The organism is Domibacillus tundrae (genome assembly GCF_000970675.1).
GTDB lineage: Bacteria > Bacillota > Bacilli > Bacillales > Domibacillaceae > Domibacillus > Domibacillus tundrae.
Genome location: NZ_LAJA01000003.1, coordinates 69849 through 85137 on the forward strand (window position 1 = coordinate 69849; position 15289 = coordinate 85137).

12 protein-coding genes are annotated in these 15289 nt (G+C 46.3%); 5 read left to right on the forward strand and 7 right to left on the reverse strand.

Features of this window, described 5'->3' with window-relative positions; all coding sequences use genetic code 11:
* Positions 1–45: 45 nt before the first annotated feature.
* The gene (locus tag VQ00_RS05240; protein WP_046179096.1) at positions 46–696 is read left to right on the forward strand and encodes a LytTR family DNA-binding domain-containing protein; all 651 of its coding nucleotides are present in this window, start codon (positions 46–48) and stop codon (positions 694–696) included.
* A 126-nt stretch (positions 697–822) separates the two neighbouring features.
* Positions 823–2331: a succinyl-CoA:acetate CoA-transferase ScpC gene (scpC, locus tag VQ00_RS05245; RefSeq protein ID WP_046179097.1), complete on the forward strand. Its 1509-nt coding sequence runs from the start codon at positions 823–825 to the stop codon at positions 2329–2331.
* 404 nt (positions 2332–2735) lie between these two features.
* Here scpC and VQ00_RS05250 read toward each other — a convergent pair whose 3' ends face one another.
* Positions 2736–4574 carry a cation:proton antiporter gene (locus VQ00_RS05250; protein WP_046179098.1) on the reverse strand — a complete coding sequence of 613 codons (1839 nt, stop codon included), beginning with the start codon at positions 4572–4574 and terminating at the stop codon, positions 2736–2738.
* Positions 4575–4884: 310 nt separating this feature from the next.
* Here VQ00_RS05250 and VQ00_RS05255 point away from each other — a divergent pair, with 310 nt between their 5' ends.
* Positions 4885–6510, forward strand: coding sequence for an ABC1 kinase family protein (locus tag VQ00_RS05255; protein WP_082091477.1), 1626 nt, complete (start codon positions 4885–4887; stop codon positions 6508–6510).
* A gap of 129 nt (positions 6511–6639) precedes the next feature.
* On the opposite strand, the gene purU is transcribed toward VQ00_RS05255, so the two are convergent.
* Positions 6640–7548 (reverse strand): formyltetrahydrofolate deformylase, encoded by a 909-nt coding sequence (purU, locus tag VQ00_RS05260; RefSeq protein ID WP_046179099.1) that lies wholly within the window; start codon positions 7546–7548, stop codon positions 6640–6642.
* A 137-nt stretch (positions 7549–7685) separates the two neighbouring features.
* Here purU and VQ00_RS05265 point away from each other — a divergent pair, with 137 nt between their 5' ends.
* Both VQ00_RS05265 and gdhA read left to right on the forward strand, forming a co-directional pair.
* Positions 7686–9023 (forward strand): sodium-dependent transporter, encoded by a 1338-nt coding sequence (locus VQ00_RS05265; protein WP_046179100.1) that lies wholly within the window; start codon positions 7686–7688, stop codon positions 9021–9023.
* A gap of 281 nt (positions 9024–9304) precedes the next feature.
* Positions 9305–10684 (forward strand): NADP-specific glutamate dehydrogenase, encoded by a 1380-nt coding sequence (gene gdhA / locus VQ00_RS05270; protein ID WP_046179101.1) that lies wholly within the window; start codon positions 9305–9307, stop codon positions 10682–10684.
* 84 nt (positions 10685–10768) lie between these two features.
* Here gdhA and VQ00_RS05275 read toward each other — a convergent pair whose 3' ends face one another.
* The 5 genes from VQ00_RS05275 to VQ00_RS05295 all read right to left on the reverse strand — a co-directional run bounded on the left by VQ00_RS05275 (position 10769) and on the right by VQ00_RS05295 (position 15279).
* A complete protein-coding gene (locus VQ00_RS05275) occupies positions 10769–11632 on the reverse strand; it encodes an SGNH/GDSL hydrolase family protein (RefSeq protein ID WP_052728352.1) in 864 nt (287 codons plus the stop codon).
* 74 nt (positions 11633–11706) lie between these two features.
* Positions 11707–12219, reverse strand: coding sequence for a hypothetical protein (locus tag VQ00_RS05280; protein WP_046179102.1), 513 nt, complete (start codon positions 12217–12219; stop codon positions 11707–11709).
* Positions 12220–12483: 264 nt separating this feature from the next.
* Positions 12484–13443 (reverse strand): aldolase catalytic domain-containing protein, encoded by a 960-nt coding sequence (locus tag VQ00_RS05285; RefSeq protein WP_046179103.1) that lies wholly within the window; start codon positions 13441–13443, stop codon positions 12484–12486.
* Between the two features lie 278 nt (positions 13444–13721).
* The gene (locus VQ00_RS05290; protein ID WP_425388351.1) at positions 13722–15065 is read right to left on the reverse strand and encodes an aminotransferase; all 1344 of its coding nucleotides are present in this window, start codon (positions 15063–15065) and stop codon (positions 13722–13724) included.
* On the reverse strand, positions 15019–15279 hold the full coding sequence (locus tag VQ00_RS05295; RefSeq protein WP_046179104.1) for a hypothetical protein: 261 nt from the start codon (positions 15277–15279) through the stop codon (positions 15019–15021). The genes VQ00_RS05290 and VQ00_RS05295 overlap by 47 nt, the downstream gene beginning before the upstream one ends.
* Between the last annotated feature and the right edge of the window lie 10 nt (positions 15280–15289).

A 15289-nucleotide genomic window follows, 5' to 3' on the forward strand; every position in this document is an offset into this window, starting at 1 on the left:
ATGTTAAAATTATTGTACTATAGCCCATATAAAGAGGTGGAATAAATGGATCAACTGACCGTTTCCGGATTGATGGAAGTGATGAAAGAATTTTTTCCGCCTAATACGTCTGTTGCCGTGTCGAATCACGAAAAATTTATTTATTACCAGTCTAGCCGCCTAGTTGACTTGCACATCCGGGCGGGCGATCCGATTAAACAAGGCAGCGTGACACAGCAGGCAATTACGGAAAAGCATCAAGTGTCAACGTATATTGACAGCGATGTGTACGGCATCCCCTACTATGCAATGAGTGTACCGATTTTTGATGACCACGTGCTGACTGGCGCGATTACGACCATTTATCCGGCTAAACCTTCGCCGATTTCACGTAATATTTTAACAATCAAAGCAGAAGACCGGTGGTATCCGATTCCGTATTCTGATGTTTTATACCTGGAATCGGAAGGACGTAAAACGCGCGTGCTGGCGCAAACAGGAAGCGGCTACCATAAGCTGAACTTAACAGAACTTGAATTTATGCTGCCGGACGACGCGTTTATCCGCGTACACCGCTCCTACATCGTCAACGTGAACTTTATTCAGGAAATTCAGCCGGATTCCCATTCGACTTTTTTGCTTATTATGAAGGACCGGACGAAAATCCCCGTTACTCAAACGTACACGAGCGCATTCCGTAAAGCGCTCAATTATTAACAAACTTGCTTGATGACGCGAAATTTCTCCTTCGCGTCTTTTTTGCGGCTTTTCATTCCGAGGCAAATGAAAACCCTTTCAAATACTGCTACACTTGTTAAAATGAACCAGGGGGATCGATTCACAATGAATGAACGTATTCGCATCGAGGAATTAAGAAGCAGGATAGTGGGCGCGGATGAAGCTGCATCCTGGATTGAAGACGGGATGACATTGGGGTTAAGCGGATTTACACGGGCTGGAGATGCAAAAGCGGTGCCGATGTCACTTGTGGAACGGGCGAAAACAGAATCGTTTAAAGTGAACATTTTCACGGGGGCTTCGCTCGGCTTTGATTTAGATAAAATGATGGCAGAAGCCGGAATTATTCATAAACGCCTTCCATTTCAGGCGGACCCAGTGATGCGAAAAGAAATAAACGACGGCCAGCTGTTTTTTGTCGATCAGCATTTATCCCACACCGCGGAATCCATCCGCAGCGGTGTACTCGGCCCGATTGATTATGCCATTGTAGAAGCAGTCGCCATTACAGAAGACGGGCTAATTATTCCGGCGACCTCCGTCGGCAACTCATCAATTTTTGTGGAAAAAGCAGAGAATGTCATTGTTGAACTGAATACCGCACAGCCGGCGGAACTCGAAGGCCTTCATGACATTTACAGTCCGAACGATCAAGGCAGACGAGGGCCGATCATGCTGACATCAGTAGATGAACGCATTGGGGACATCGGCATTCGCGTTGATCCCGCAAAAGTAAAAGGCATTGTACTGACGAATGCCCAGGATTCACCGTCCACTATTGTGCCGCCAGATGCAGAGACGGCACAAATGGCCAATCATTTAATCACCTTTTTCCGTGAAGAAGTCAAAGCGGGTCGTCTCACGAATGAACTCGCGCCGCTGCAGTCCGGCATCGGCTCGATTGCCAATGCAGTGATGCACGGACTTATTGACTCGGAATTTGAAAACCTGGAAGTGTATTCTGAAGTACTGCAGGATGCCGTTTTTGATTTGTTTGATCACGGTAAAATCCGTTTCGCTTCCGGCTGCTCCATTACATTGTCTGAAGAAAAAATGACCGACATTTATTCGAATTTAGCGAAGTACCGGGACAAGCTGGTGCTCAGGCCGCAGGAAATATCGAACCACCCAGAACTCATCCGTCGACTTGGCTTATTGTCCATTAACACGGCGCTTGAAGTGGATATTTATGGAAACGTGAATTCCACTCACGTCTCTGGTACAAAAATGATGAATGGCATCGGCGGATCAGGGGACTTTGCCCGCAACTGCCGGACCGCGATTTTTGTGACAAAATCAACTGCAAAAAATGGCGCCATCTCCAGTATTGTCCCGTTCGCTTCACACGTTGACCATACGGAGCACGATGTGGACATCATCGTGACCGAGCAAGGTTTTGCGGACTTGCGTGGACTCGCACCACGTGAACGGGCCCTTGTTATTATTGAAAATTGTGCGCATCCGGCATACATAGACCAGCTGCGCAGCTATTACGAAGAGGCGCTTACACGTGGTGGCCAAACACCGCATATACTCGAAAAAGCATTGTCCTGGCATACACGACTCGCTGAAACCGGTACGATGCGTGAGGAACAGCCTGTTTCCCTTTCGTGACGTCTGTTCGGCCGCTTTTTGGCAAACCAACTCAAGAATTCGATCTCAAACCGACTTCCAGCAAAAAAACGGTACGGCGTTTATATATAGAACCTTCCCTTCACAAGAGCTGCTTCGGAAGCAGCTCTTTTTGGTATAAAAGCGGGAGAAAAATCGACAATTTCATAAGAAAAAAACAGCCCACTTATTTATCTCATTCAAAATTTGTTCTTAACGTCAAAATTTTTCTGCTTCGTGTCGTTTATATGATATTTTGTGCTTTTTTTAATGAAAGCACTTTCAAATAAATTTATAATTGTAGTCAAGAAGCCGATCCAACCGGCTCAACTTACAAAATACATTCCATACTCTCTCTGATTTACTGTCAGAAAAAAGCGGCCCCGGTGAAGGCCGCTTTTTTCTTTTTACCCGCCGCGGCGCTGTTCCGCGATTTTTTCTTTTGCTTTGGCCATCTCTTTCACCGGCGGCATTAAGCTTACAATCGTGTCACCCGCCTCCCCTTTTGGCGAAACGTCGCGCGTGTAAAATTCCAGCTTGCCGGATTGCTTAACAATAAACAGAAGCAGCGTATTTTCATCAAGCTCTTTTAAATACTTGTCGTATCGGAACCGGTCTGTTAATTCAGTTTTTCGGAAAACGTAGTCTGCTGCCCGTGATGTGAGCGCCTGGTAGTGGGCAGATGAATCAAACAATACTTTCCCGCCGACCGTTTTGTCGAATTCTTTCGCCGTTTCTGTCCGCTCCGGCCCTGCTGCAATCTGGTACAAATTCACACGCCCCATTTCCGGCACAAATGTTGAGCAAACGAGTGCATTGTATGCTTCATCGCTTGTTGCAGCGATCATATAGTCATACCGAGTCAGCTCCAAATGATACTCTGTGCTTTCTGACAAAATTTCACCGTGATACACCGGTAAATTCGCCTGGCGTGCTGAATGGAGCCTTTGCCACGATTCATCTGCGACAAGAACCGGAATATTTAAGTCCTGCATCGTTTTGCCGAGCTTTGCGGTAAATGTATTGCCGCCGATAAGGAGGACACCCGGCTTGTCTGTAGAGGCGAGATTTAGCTTTTTCGCCAGCCAGCCGATCGAAAACCCGTGGGCAACAACGGTTGAAAACACAAGGGCAAATGTAAGCGGCGTGAGCAGTGACGCGTCTTCATAACCCGCTTCAAATAAGGATTGGGCAAAGTAGCCGGATACAGTTAGCGCCACAATTCCCCGCGGCGCAATCCAGCCGACAAGCGTTTTTTCCTGTTTGGTCATGTCTGTGCCAACCGTTGACAGCCAAATCGAAAGCGGACGGACGACAAACAGCATGATCAATACAAATGCAATAATACGGAAGTCAAAAATCTGCATAAGCGTCTCTCTCGTCAGAGACGCGGTTAGCATAATAAAAATCGTTGAAATCAAGAGAATGGAGATGTTCTCTTTAAAATGACGCATGTCTTTAATAGAAGAAATGTGCATGTTTGCCATGACCATTCCCATTGCGGTAACGGCCAAAAGACCTGTCTCGTGCATTGCTTCATCTGCAATCGTAAAGCAGGCGATGACAACAATAAAAACAGCAGGTGATTTTAAATACTCCGGGACACGTCCTTTCTCAAGTGCCTTGCCGAGTCCAATTCCAAAAACAACGCCAAGCACAACGGCAAAAGCTGAGCCAAACAAGAAGTTAATAAACGTTGCCGCAGTGACTTCTCCTGTAAAAAATTTAATTAATTCAAATGCGAATAAAGCGAGAAGTGCACCAAATGGGTCAACAACAATCCCTTCCCATTTCAGAATAGCGGCCGTACGCGGTTTTAATTTTGCCTGGCGCAGCAGTGGCAAAATGACAGTCGGCCCTGTCACAATAAACAATCCACCGATGACAAATGCTACAGCAAGAGATAATCCTGCTACATAATGCGCCGCGAGGGACCCCGCAATCCAGGCGATAAACGCGCCGAGTGTCACAATACGGCGGATCGGCTGCCGGACCGTTTTAATTTCACGAAAATCAAGGTTTAAGCTTCCTTCGAATAAAATAATAGCAACAGCCGCTGAAATAATCGGACCGAATAAGTCCCCAAATACATCTTTCGGATTAAACCAGCCAAACAGCGGACCGATTAACAGCCCCGCAACTGACATGACAACAATCGCAGGAAGCCGGAAACGCCAAGCCATCCACTGAGATGCAATTCCGACCACGAGCATGATCATTAAGCAAAACAGTAAAGAATCAAACATCACATCTCCCTTTCCCTTACACACATTTTTATACATACTACCGTGTTTGTTCCCACATTTTATGTTTTGAAAACTAACAGCGCTTTCGCAAACTGAAATTGTACAGTGGCAGCAGCCGTCCGGTAAAATAAGAAAAGCGCAAGGCGACCGTTTACTGGCGACAAGCATAAGACGAGTATTGGAGGAGGCGCTTCTTGCCTCCAGAAGGGCTTGGCTTATGACCAAGCCGAAGGCGCCTGGAGCTGGACAGTTTCCAAAAATATATACTTTTTTATCTTTTAAAAAAACGTATTCGGAAAGGATGGATTTTTTGAACAATATCGCCTTTTTCCGTATTTTTAAGATTGTTAAAATGGCCGCTGTTTTTTTTATTCAGCTGACGTTATTTGAACGACGGCACCGTGGCAGCTGGACAGAGGAAACGAATCGCAAATGGGAAATGCTTGTGAAAAAACAGGCGGCAGAGTACCGTCGTACGGCTCTTCGTCTTGAAGGGCTGCTTATTAAGCTTGGGCAATTTTTAAGCACACGAGCGGATATCATGCCAAAAGCGTTTTTAGAAGAGCTGGAAGATTTAATTGACCGCGTTCCAGCCGTGCCCTGGGAAGCAGCCAAAGCGGTTATGGAATCAGAGTGGAATGGCCCGATTGAGACGATTCTCTCTCATATCGATGAACGGTCAGTGGCGTCCGCTTCGATCGGTCAAGTATATAAAGCAACGCTTCATTCTGGCGAAGAGGCTGCGGTGAAAGTACAGCGTCCGGATATTGATCGAATTATCGCCGTTGATTTTAAAGCAGTCCGTATTGTAATGAATCTTGCCGGCCGGTTCACGACATTCGGCAAGCAGACGGATTTGCCGGCTTTGTATCGTGAAATGACTGCCATTATCGGAGCAGAGCTCGATTTTAAAAGCGAACTTGCCAACGGCCGTTATTTTAAACAGCGGTATGAGTCGTTTAATGCGGTGGATATTCCGTCTTACAACAGCGACATTTCAACAAAACGCGTGCTTGTGATGGAATGGATTGAAGGCGCGCGCATCACGGATCTCGCCTTTCTTGAACGAAACGGCATTGACCGCCATATATTAGCCGAACGTTTGACTAACATGTTTTTGGAGCAGCTTTTACAGGAAGGCAAATTTCATGCCGACCCGCACCCCGGCAATATATTAGTCAAGGCAGATGGCACGATTGTACTCATTGATTTCGGCATGATCGGCATGCTGCCGGCAACTGACGCCATCTACATCCGCGCAATGATTGAAGGCATTTTAACAGAAGATTACAGTAAGGTGGTGGACGGGCTTGAAGGACTGCAATTTCTACTGCCGCGTGCGGACAAGGAACGGATGAAGCGTGTGATTAGAGCGATGATCGACGCGTACACATCGCAGTCTTTTAAGCGAATGGATGATCTTGCCGCTCAGCAGCTGCTTGAAGAAATACAGCTAATCGTTAAGCAGGAACCAGTACAGATGCCTGCCGGTTTTGCCTTTTTAGGACGGGCTGCCTCTACGTTCATCGGTCTTTTGCATATTTTAGACCCAAATATCGATTTAATGGAGGTTGGACGGCAGCCGGTGCTGGACTGGCTCGGGAAACATGCCGGCAAAACAAATCCACAGACGATTTTACTTCAGTCGCTGCGTCCGCTTCTTTCTCTCCCGCAAAAGCTGTCGGCCGCGCTCGATGAACCAGCCCGATTGCGGGAGCAGCAAGATGCACATCGGGAACGCGCCGAAATGGAGCGCTACTTGCTGAAAAGCCGTCGAGACGCGCTTTTGTTCACCGCTCTTGCATTCCCGACCGTGCCAGCCGCTTTTTGGACTGAACAAGCTGTGCTCCTATACGGAGGCCCTGCTCTTTTAGCCGTATCACTCATTTTTTACTGGCGGTCGATCCGGGCGCATAAGCGGTTTCTTCAAAAATAAGCTCTTTCTTTTTTACTATTTAAACGCATGAACCGGCTGTGCCAATTCAGTGGAGGCAGCGCACAAGATGCTGATAAATTTAAAGACGTAAAAAAGGGATGTGCCAGCATGGGCACATCCCTTTTTTTCTTATTGAAACACGATCGTTTTATTTCCATGAACGATGACACGGTCTTCTAAATGCCACTTCACCGCTCGAGCTAAAACGCGCCGTTCAATCGAGCGGCCGATTTTTTTCAAATCCGCTACATGATCACGATGATCCACGCGTTCAATATCCTGCTCGATGATCGGACCTTCATCCAAATCGTTTGTCACGTAGTGAGACGTTGCACCGATCAGCTTTACACCGCGGTTATACGCACGCTCATACGGACGCGCGCCGATAAACGCCGGCAAGAATGAGTGATGGATGTTAATAATTTTGTTCGGATATTTCTCTACAAATTCAGGCGTTAAAATTTGCATGTAACGAGCCAGGACAATGACATCGATATTGTATTGTTCAATAAGGCGGGATTGTTCTTCCTCGACCTGATTGCGGATGTCTTTGTTTGCCGGAATGTAATGGAATGGAATACCGAGCGATTCAACCATGCCACGGGCATCTTCATGATTCCCGGCCACAAAGGCGATATCCGTCTGTAAATCCCCGCTTTGCCATTCCCATAAAAGCTCTAATAAGCAATGTGGCTCTTTTGATACGAAAATCGCCGTTTTTTTCCGGTCGCTGCTGTATGCAAAGCGGAAATCCATGTCAAACTCTTTTGCAAGCGGCGTGAAATCCCCTTCCATTACGCTGCGCTTTGCCATGAGGTCGTCGCAGTCAAATTCAAGGCGGATAAAAAACGTGCCGCCTTCAGGATCGCTCGTGTATTGGCTCGATTCGATAATGTTGGCGCCGTGTTCGAATAAAAACTTCGACAGCGCGGATACGATACCGGGTCCATCTGGACACTTGACAAGCAGCCTTCCGCGATTTACATAGCGGCTTTGCCCATTCAGAAAGTTTTCAAGCGCATTTATATTTACAGTCATTTGGGTACACTCCAGTTATCAATTTAATTTCCTCATTATAAACGATTCGATCCGCTTTGAACATATATTCAGCCATGCATTTCAATTTATGTTATAGTAAAATAACAAAAAATCACTTGCAATTGGAGGAAAATCTTTTGGAAAAACAGCCACAATGGTCGTCTAAAATTGGCTTTATTTTGTCATCGGCCGGAGCAGCAATTGGACTCGGAGCCATTTGGAAATTTCCTTATGTGACCGGGCAAAGCGGCGGCGGGGCTTTTTTGCTTTTATTTATCCTTTTTACACTGCTTATCGGGCTGCCAATGCTCATTTCGGAATTTATAATTGGACGCGGCTCTGGGCGTGAAGCAGTGAGCGCTTATAAAAAACTAGCACCAGATTCCTTTTGGACGGTAACCGGCAAAATCGGTGTTGCCGGCTGCTTCTTGCTGCTGTCGTTTTACAGCGTTGTCGGCGGCTGGGTGCTTATTTACACGGTCCGCTCTTTATACGGAGGCGTCATTAATAGCGGTGACCCCGTCGCGCTTTTTGACGCCGTCACAGCTAATGCCGGATTAACGATCGGCGGCCATGCTGTTTTTATGCTGCTGAATATTCTTGTTATTGCGGCAGGCATTCAAAATGGAATTGAGCGTTCCAGCAAATATATGATGCCCATTTTGTTTATTTTCTTTATTATTTTAGTCATTCGCTCATTGACCCTGGATGGCGCAATGGAAGGTGTTGCGTTTTTTTTACAGCCGGACTTTTCAGAAATTACCGGAGAAGCGGTTCTTTATGCACTCGGCCATTCGTTTTTTTCACTGGCTGTCGGGTTTTCCTGTATGGTCACATACAGCTCCTATTTGGGCAAAGATGTCAGCATCCCGGCATCTGCAGGCTGGGTTTCGATCATGAACATTTTCGTTTCGGTATTAGCGGGACTTGCCATCTTCCCGGCCGTTTTCGCATTCGGTCTGGAGCCGACTGAAGGACCCGGTCTTCTTTTTATCGTTCTGCCGTCTGTTTTTGCGCAAATGCCGTTTGGGGAACTATTTTTGTTTATGTTTTTGCTGCTGTTTCTGTTTGCGACTCTTACGTCGTCGTTCAGCCTGCTTGAAATCATTACGGCCGCTTTTACAAAAGGCGAGGAATCATCACGTAAAAAAATGGCACTTATCTCGGGTATTATTGTTTTCTTAGCTGGTATTCCTGCTGCGCTGTCATTCAGCGTTTTGGCTGATATTTCATACTTTGACCGTACCATTTTTAACTTAACCGACTACCTTGTCAGCAACATCCTGCTTCCGCTCGGCAGCTTGCTGATCGCCCTGTTTATTGTATGGCGGATGGACCAAGCGCTTGTTAAAGAGCAATTTGAGTTAAGCGCCGGGAGACTTAGTCCGGCTTATGCCATTTGGCTGCCCCTTATGCGCTGGATTGTGCCCGTGACAATTGCTGTCGTATTTGTGTATACAATGATTCAATTATAAGCAAAGTAACAGAAAAGCATTCACGAATGATGACTATTTCGTGAATGTTTTATTAATTTAATCTCAAAATGATATTAAATATTTATATTTTTTATTTTTGGTAACTATTAGGTATAAAAAAGACTGATTTTAGTGAAAAAAGCGGGTTATCTATTTAAATCAAAAAATCTATATCAAAAAGAGATGATTTTGATCTTTTTAAAGCATTGATGGCATCGTTTTTTCAGAATATGATGATGTTATCAGAAAATTGTTTATTATGCACAAAGGAGATTATAAAAATGACAACCACAAATGAATTAACACAAGAAATGCAGGCTGCTAAACAATATGTAGACCATGTATTTGAAATTGTTAAAAAACGCAATCCCGGCGAAAACGAATTTCATCAGGCGGTTCAAGAAATCTTTGAATCTTTGACACCGGTATTCGCAAAATACCCAAAATACATTCAGCATAACATTTTAGAGCGCATGGTTGAGCCGGAGCGCGTGATTTCTTTCCGTGTGCCTTGGACAGATGATAACGGCAGCGTGCAGGTAAACCGCGGCTTCCGTGTTCAGTTCAGCAGCGCGATCGGACCATATAAAGGCGGTCTTCGCTTCCACCCGTCTGTTAATGCAAGCATCATTAAATTCCTTGGATTCGAGCAAATCTTTAAAAACTCATTGACTGGCCAGCCGATCGGCGGCGGTAAGGGTGGATCTGACTTTGATCCGAAAGGAAAATCCGACAATGAAGTGATGCGTTTTACACAAAGCTTCATGACAGAATTGTACCGCCATATCGGTCCAGATGTGGACGTACCAGCTGGCGACATCGGTGTCGGCGGACGCGAAATCGGCTACTTGTTCGGTCAGTACAAACGTCTTCGCGGCAGCTATGAAGCTGGCGTCTTAACAGGGAAAGGCCTCGCATACGGCGGCAGCCTTGCACGCACAGAAGCGACAGGATTTGGAACGGTTTATTTCGTTGATGAAATGCTTCGTGACAAAGGGAAAACATTTAAAGGACACACTGTAGTTGTATCTGGTTCTGGAAATGTATCCATTTATGCGATGGAAAAAGCTACAGAACTTGGTGCAACTGTTGTCGCATGCTCGGATTCAGGCGGCTACATTTACGATGAAAACGGCATTGATATCGCCACAGTTAAGCAATTAAAAGAAGTAGAACGCAAGCGTATCAGCGAATATGTGAATTTCCACCCGAACGCAACCTACACAGAAGGCTGCGCAGGCATTTGGAGCATTCCATGTGAAATCGCTCTTCCTTGTGCAACACAAAATGAAATCGATGCAGAATCAGCACAGCTTCTTGTGAACAATGGCGTAAAAGCTATCGGCGAAGGTGCGAATATGCCTTCAACGCTTGAAGCAATCGATATTTTCTTGAAAAACGGCGTTCTTTTTGCACCGGCAAAAGCAGCCAACGCAGGCGGCGTAGCGGTTTCCGCTCTTGAAATGGCGCAAAACAGCGCGCGTGTGCCTTGGACGTTTGAAGAAGTAGATGCCAAGCTTCATGGCATTATGAAAAACATTTTCAAGCAGTCGAAAGAAGCAGCCGCTGAATTTGGCTACGAGGACAACCTTGTTGTTGGCGCGAACATTGCCGGCTTCGTAAAAGTCGCGGATGCGATGATTTCACAAGGTGTCGTTTAATTAAAACAAAAAAGGTGTTCCCGAAATTCGGGAACACCTTTTTCTGTTGACTTGAATTCGGTTCAAACGCGTCCTCTCACGTGGTTATGCGTATACTTCTTCTCTTGTGCAGCCTTGAATCGCGGCTGTTTCTTCTATTTCTTTGGTTTCCTGCGGCTCATCTTCCGCCGCTTTCCGCTGCTTGATCAATTCAGAGAGCGACACCGGTTCCGGCAGCTGTTCCAGAATAGATGCCGGAATTTGCATGCCAGGCGCAGAGACATCCAAAAAGGCGTTAGCCATTTCTAAATAGCCGGCTTCATTTGGATGGACATCACCGGGATTCGGCAAATACTCAACTGCATCAAGTCCGAACCGGTCCGCCACCGGTATAAAAACAACCCCTGCTTTGTCCGCTTCTTGTTTGATGATTTGATTCAGTACGTCCAGTTGTTCACTGACAGCCGGCTTATGCTGGTCAAAAGCATGAGGATAGGGGAAGTAATACCCCATCACGTACACGTCCGCACCCGGCTGCAGCGACTTTATTTTCTCCAGTAAAAGTGCGTAGTCCTCTCGCACACCGTTCAGCGCAAACGCGGCTGTCACCGCATTAAATGTCAACATGCCACGGTTCGGATCGTTTTGAATAAGCGGCAGTAAATCGTTCGCCCCAGCTGAAACCGTAATCAAATCCGCTGATTTAATCGCTTTTTTCCCAGCTTCGCTGTCCACCTGCCCGATCACCTGCCCCACTGTGTACCCAGGCACTGAAAGCTGTTTTGAAAAGACTTCCGGCTGCAGCGCCAGCGCGATCATATCCGCGTACCCCGCCCCAATTTCCCGATTCGGTGTTTGGCCCGCTGCAAGCGAATCCCCGATCGCCACATAATTCATCGCAGATGCCTGCACAGGCAGCACAATACTGCTTATAAGAAAAAAGCATAACAATAGGCTTCGTTTGATCATGTACGCCACTTCCTTTAGTGAGTCTTCTTCTTATTGTATCAAAAGAAGGGGCGTTTACGCTTGAACGAACTGCCTTATGCACCATTCATTGTAAAAACAAATTTAAGATCGATCCCGCTGACCTGTTTTTCCTGGAAGTATGCAACATAATAAATAACCGAATCATCCAGATGATACACAAGCCCGTCAAACGAATGGGCAAGAACGTATTCTTTCGTTGTCCGGCCAATCCAGGCGTGAATATGCTCCGGCCGCACATTCGGCATTGTATTTCCTTTATATTTCCAATCGAGTGCGTCTTGACGAAGCTGTGTTTCGGAATACCGGCAATTGATGACGAGCGGCCGCTCCAGTTTAATTTCCTGCTTTAATACCGCTGCCTGTCCGCCTCCTTCTGCTTCCGCATGACAAAACGCGTATTGAGCCGCGAGCACCGCATCACTAATTAAATAAAGGCCGGACCCGAAAATAGACCGCGCCTGAACGCCATCCTGAAACCGGCGCCGTTCCATCCGCTCATAACGCTGATTGGCGACCACCCGTTCCGCTTCTTGAAAACTAATACCGCGATACCCCGTCCTTTTCATTGTTCCAGCCTCCATTTCACGATTGATTCCTCCGGCAGGCAAACGTCCATATTGTGAAAATTGATTTCAGCTTACCACATTTCTTTTTGCCTTTTGATCATATTGGAAGAAAATCTCACGTTGAAATAGTTTGTTGCTCTTTTCCTCGCCCGGTAATTTAAAAAGAAAAAATCAATCACATAACAAATGCCAGCGATAAAAATAAAAATGCCCGGAAGAAAACTACTTCCAGGCATTTCATTTATGAAGAGTTAACTTTTTATATTACTTGGACGCTGGGGCCAAATTAGCTTCGGGTGATGTAACTTTGTCGTAGAAATTGACAAACTTGTCACGATCGTCGCTGTTGCGGTACGCCATCGCCACACGCGGATGTTCATTCAGTACACCAGAGATCATGTAGGGAATGATATAGCCCCACTCCCACTTCTGGCGCATGTCAATCATGTGCTTTTCAATGATGCCAAGGACCGGCTTCATTTCGTAGCTTGGTTTTTGAATGTAGCTGACGAGCAGCTCCGTGTTGCAGTTGCCGGCTGCCCGGCCCATTCCGTAAACGGAGGAATCAAGGAATGTGACACCGCTTTTCATCGCTGCTAGCGTATTGGCAAATGCCAGCTGCATGTTATTATGGGTGTGGATGCCAAGCTGTTTGTTTGGGATCATCGATTGGAACTTCTTCACCTGGTGCTCGATATCCGCAGGGTCTAAGCTTCCAAATGAGTCCACGATATAAACAACATCGACAGGGCTTTCCTTCACCAGTTCAAACGCTTCAATCAGCTGGTGCTCCGGCACGCTGGATAAAGCCATGATATTAAGAGACGTTTCGTAGCCTAAGTCATGGAACATCTGTACAAGCTCCAGGCCCTTATCCACTTCTCGGATGTAACACGCCACACGGATCATATCAAGGACACTTTCCTCACGCGGCAGAATGTCATTCGGGTCTACACGGCCGATATCGACGAGCGCAGACAGCTTTGTGAACTTTTTCTCCGGGATGATTTCTTTTAGGAAATTATCGTCAAGAAATCTCCACGGATTAGGCTCCGTCGCGTTTAAAAGTTTCGCCGAATTTTTGTAGCCAATTTCCATATATTCAACACCAGCTTCACTTAAGCCGTTGTATAAGTCCTGAACAAATTCAACGCTGAAATCCCAATTGTTTACTAAGCCCCCGTCACGGATCGTACAGTCTATAATTTTGCTGCGATTTCCCATAACAATCACTTCCTCCCATTTCTTTTGCTTGTCAGCCAATTTATTTTCACTTTCGCGCTTTTATGCTTTTATGCTTTTATGCTTTTATGCTTTTATGCTTTTATGCAATAAAGTATCTTATTACGTTTATATCATGATTCCCTAAGCATCGTCAATCTATTTTCAGAAAAAAATGAAAAATCTTATTTCGCTTCCTGATTAATAGTTGTATTTTACCATACTCCCTTTACAGCCGGATGAAAACGCACAAAAAAAAGGCTTGCAGGGAGCAAACCTTTTTAACAAATATCTGTAACAGCTTGTTTCAACGTGTCGATTAAAAAGCGTAAATCCTCATCTGCGGAAGAAAGCGGCGGGGCGATGATCAGAATGTTTTGATAGCCTGGGACTGTATCGCCGTTGCGCCCGATAATCAATCCTTTTTCTTTACACGCGCCGACAATTGCAAGCATCGTGTCTTCAGAGGCCGGTTCTTTCGTTTCTTTATCTGTCACTACTTCAATACCATACAAGAAACCGACACCGCGCACTTCACCAACAATGGGGCACGATTCGAGTTCGTGCAATTCTTTCATCATATTCTCGCTGAGCCGCGCCACCCGATCCGAAATTTGTTCTTCTTCCAAAATATCAATCGTTTTTAAAGCAGCAGCGCAGGAAGCGGGATGGCCGCCGAATGTAGAGACGTGACGGAAATGGGAGCCCGTTTCTGCTTGCTTAAATGCGTCATAAATATACGTCTGAACGGCTGTCGCACCGAGCGGCATACAGCCGGCGGTCAAGCCTTTCGCCATCGTCACAATGTCCGGCTGCACCCCTTCCGAATGCATAAAGCCAAACATTTTTCCGGTACGGCCAAAGCCGGACACAACTTCATCCGTGATCAACAGTACATCATGTTTTTGGCAAATTTCTGATACCCGCTGCAAATAAGAGGAAAATGGGATTAGCACACCGCCTCCGGAAATAAACGGCTCGATAATAACAGCGGCGATTGTGTCGGCTCCTTCCCATTCGATCACGTTTTCAATGTGATTAGCGGCAGCAAGATCATCTTCAAACGAAGACCGGTAGGGATAGGGAGGCGGCACGTGAAGAAAACCCGGCGCACCCGCTCCGTATTTCAGCTTCCGGTTCGCTTGTGCCGTGGCGCTTAATGCGCCAAGCGTTGAGCCGTGATACGCACGATAGCGGGAAATGATCTTTGTTTTTTCCGGCTTGCCGGTTTGTGCATGATACTGGCGAGCAATTTTAAATGCCGCTTCATTCGCTTCCGAGCCGCTGCACGTAAAAAAGGTTGTATACGGCGCCCCTAGCAGCTCACTTAATTTAGCCGATAGTTCAATTGCTGGCTCATGACTCATTGTCAGCGGGAAATAGGAGACATTCATCAGCTGATCGTACACGGCCTGCGCAATTTCTTTTCGGCCATGGCCTAGATTTAAGCACCAAAGGCCGGAAACACCGTCCATATACCGATTTCCATCTGCGGCGGTAAACCATGCACCATCGCCGCTGACCGCCATTAAAGGCGATGCCTGCTCATTAAACTTGACCATCGCATGCCACAGATGATCACGATCCTGCTGCGCCAGCTTGCTCAAATGCTCCGCCGTATGAATCAATATGTCCGCCTCTTTTCGCCTCAATAAGAATCGTCCCGATGTATTTGCGCGCATCCGCCGTCAGCAAATGCAGCTCTTTTCGTTCGAGATGACGTTCAAATTCGATGAAATCCCCTTCAAGCGTTTCTTTCACCGCAATGATGCGGTAACCATCTTGAATAAGTGCATCAATAGCTGTTTTTTCTTTCATAAACCCTTTGTAATCTGACATGAAAACAACC

What these genes read in the sequence shown, in the direction of transcription:
- VQ00_RS05295 (WP_046179104.1), bottom strand. Translation starts at nt 15,279, where the DNA reads ATGTCAGATTACAAAGGGTTTATGAAAGAAAAAACAGCTATTGATGCA.
- scpC (WP_046179097.1), top strand. Translation starts at nt 823, where the DNA reads ATGAATGAACGTATTCGCATCGAGGAATTAAGAAGCAGGATAGTGGGC.
- purU (WP_046179099.1), bottom strand. Translation starts at nt 7,548, where the DNA reads ATGACTGTAAATATAAATGCGCTTGAAAACTTTCTGAATGGGCAAAGC.
- gdhA (WP_046179101.1), top strand. Translation starts at nt 9,305, where the DNA reads ATGACAACCACAAATGAATTAACACAAGAAATGCAGGCTGCTAAACAA.
- VQ00_RS05240 (WP_046179096.1), top strand. Translation starts at nt 46, where the DNA reads ATGGATCAACTGACCGTTTCCGGATTGATGGAAGTGATGAAAGAATTT.
- VQ00_RS05285 (WP_046179103.1), bottom strand. Translation starts at nt 13,443, where the DNA reads ATGGGAAATCGCAGCAAAATTATAGACTGTACGATCCGTGACGGGGGC.
- VQ00_RS05280 (WP_046179102.1), bottom strand. Translation starts at nt 12,219, where the DNA reads ATGAAAAGGACGGGGTATCGCGGTATTAGTTTTCAAGAAGCGGAACGG.
- VQ00_RS05250 (WP_046179098.1), bottom strand. Translation starts at nt 4,574, where the DNA reads ATGTTTGATTCTTTACTGTTTTGCTTAATGATCATGCTCGTGGTCGGA.
- VQ00_RS05275 (WP_052728352.1), bottom strand. Translation starts at nt 11,632, where the DNA reads ATGATCAAACGAAGCCTATTGTTATGCTTTTTTCTTATAAGCAGTATT.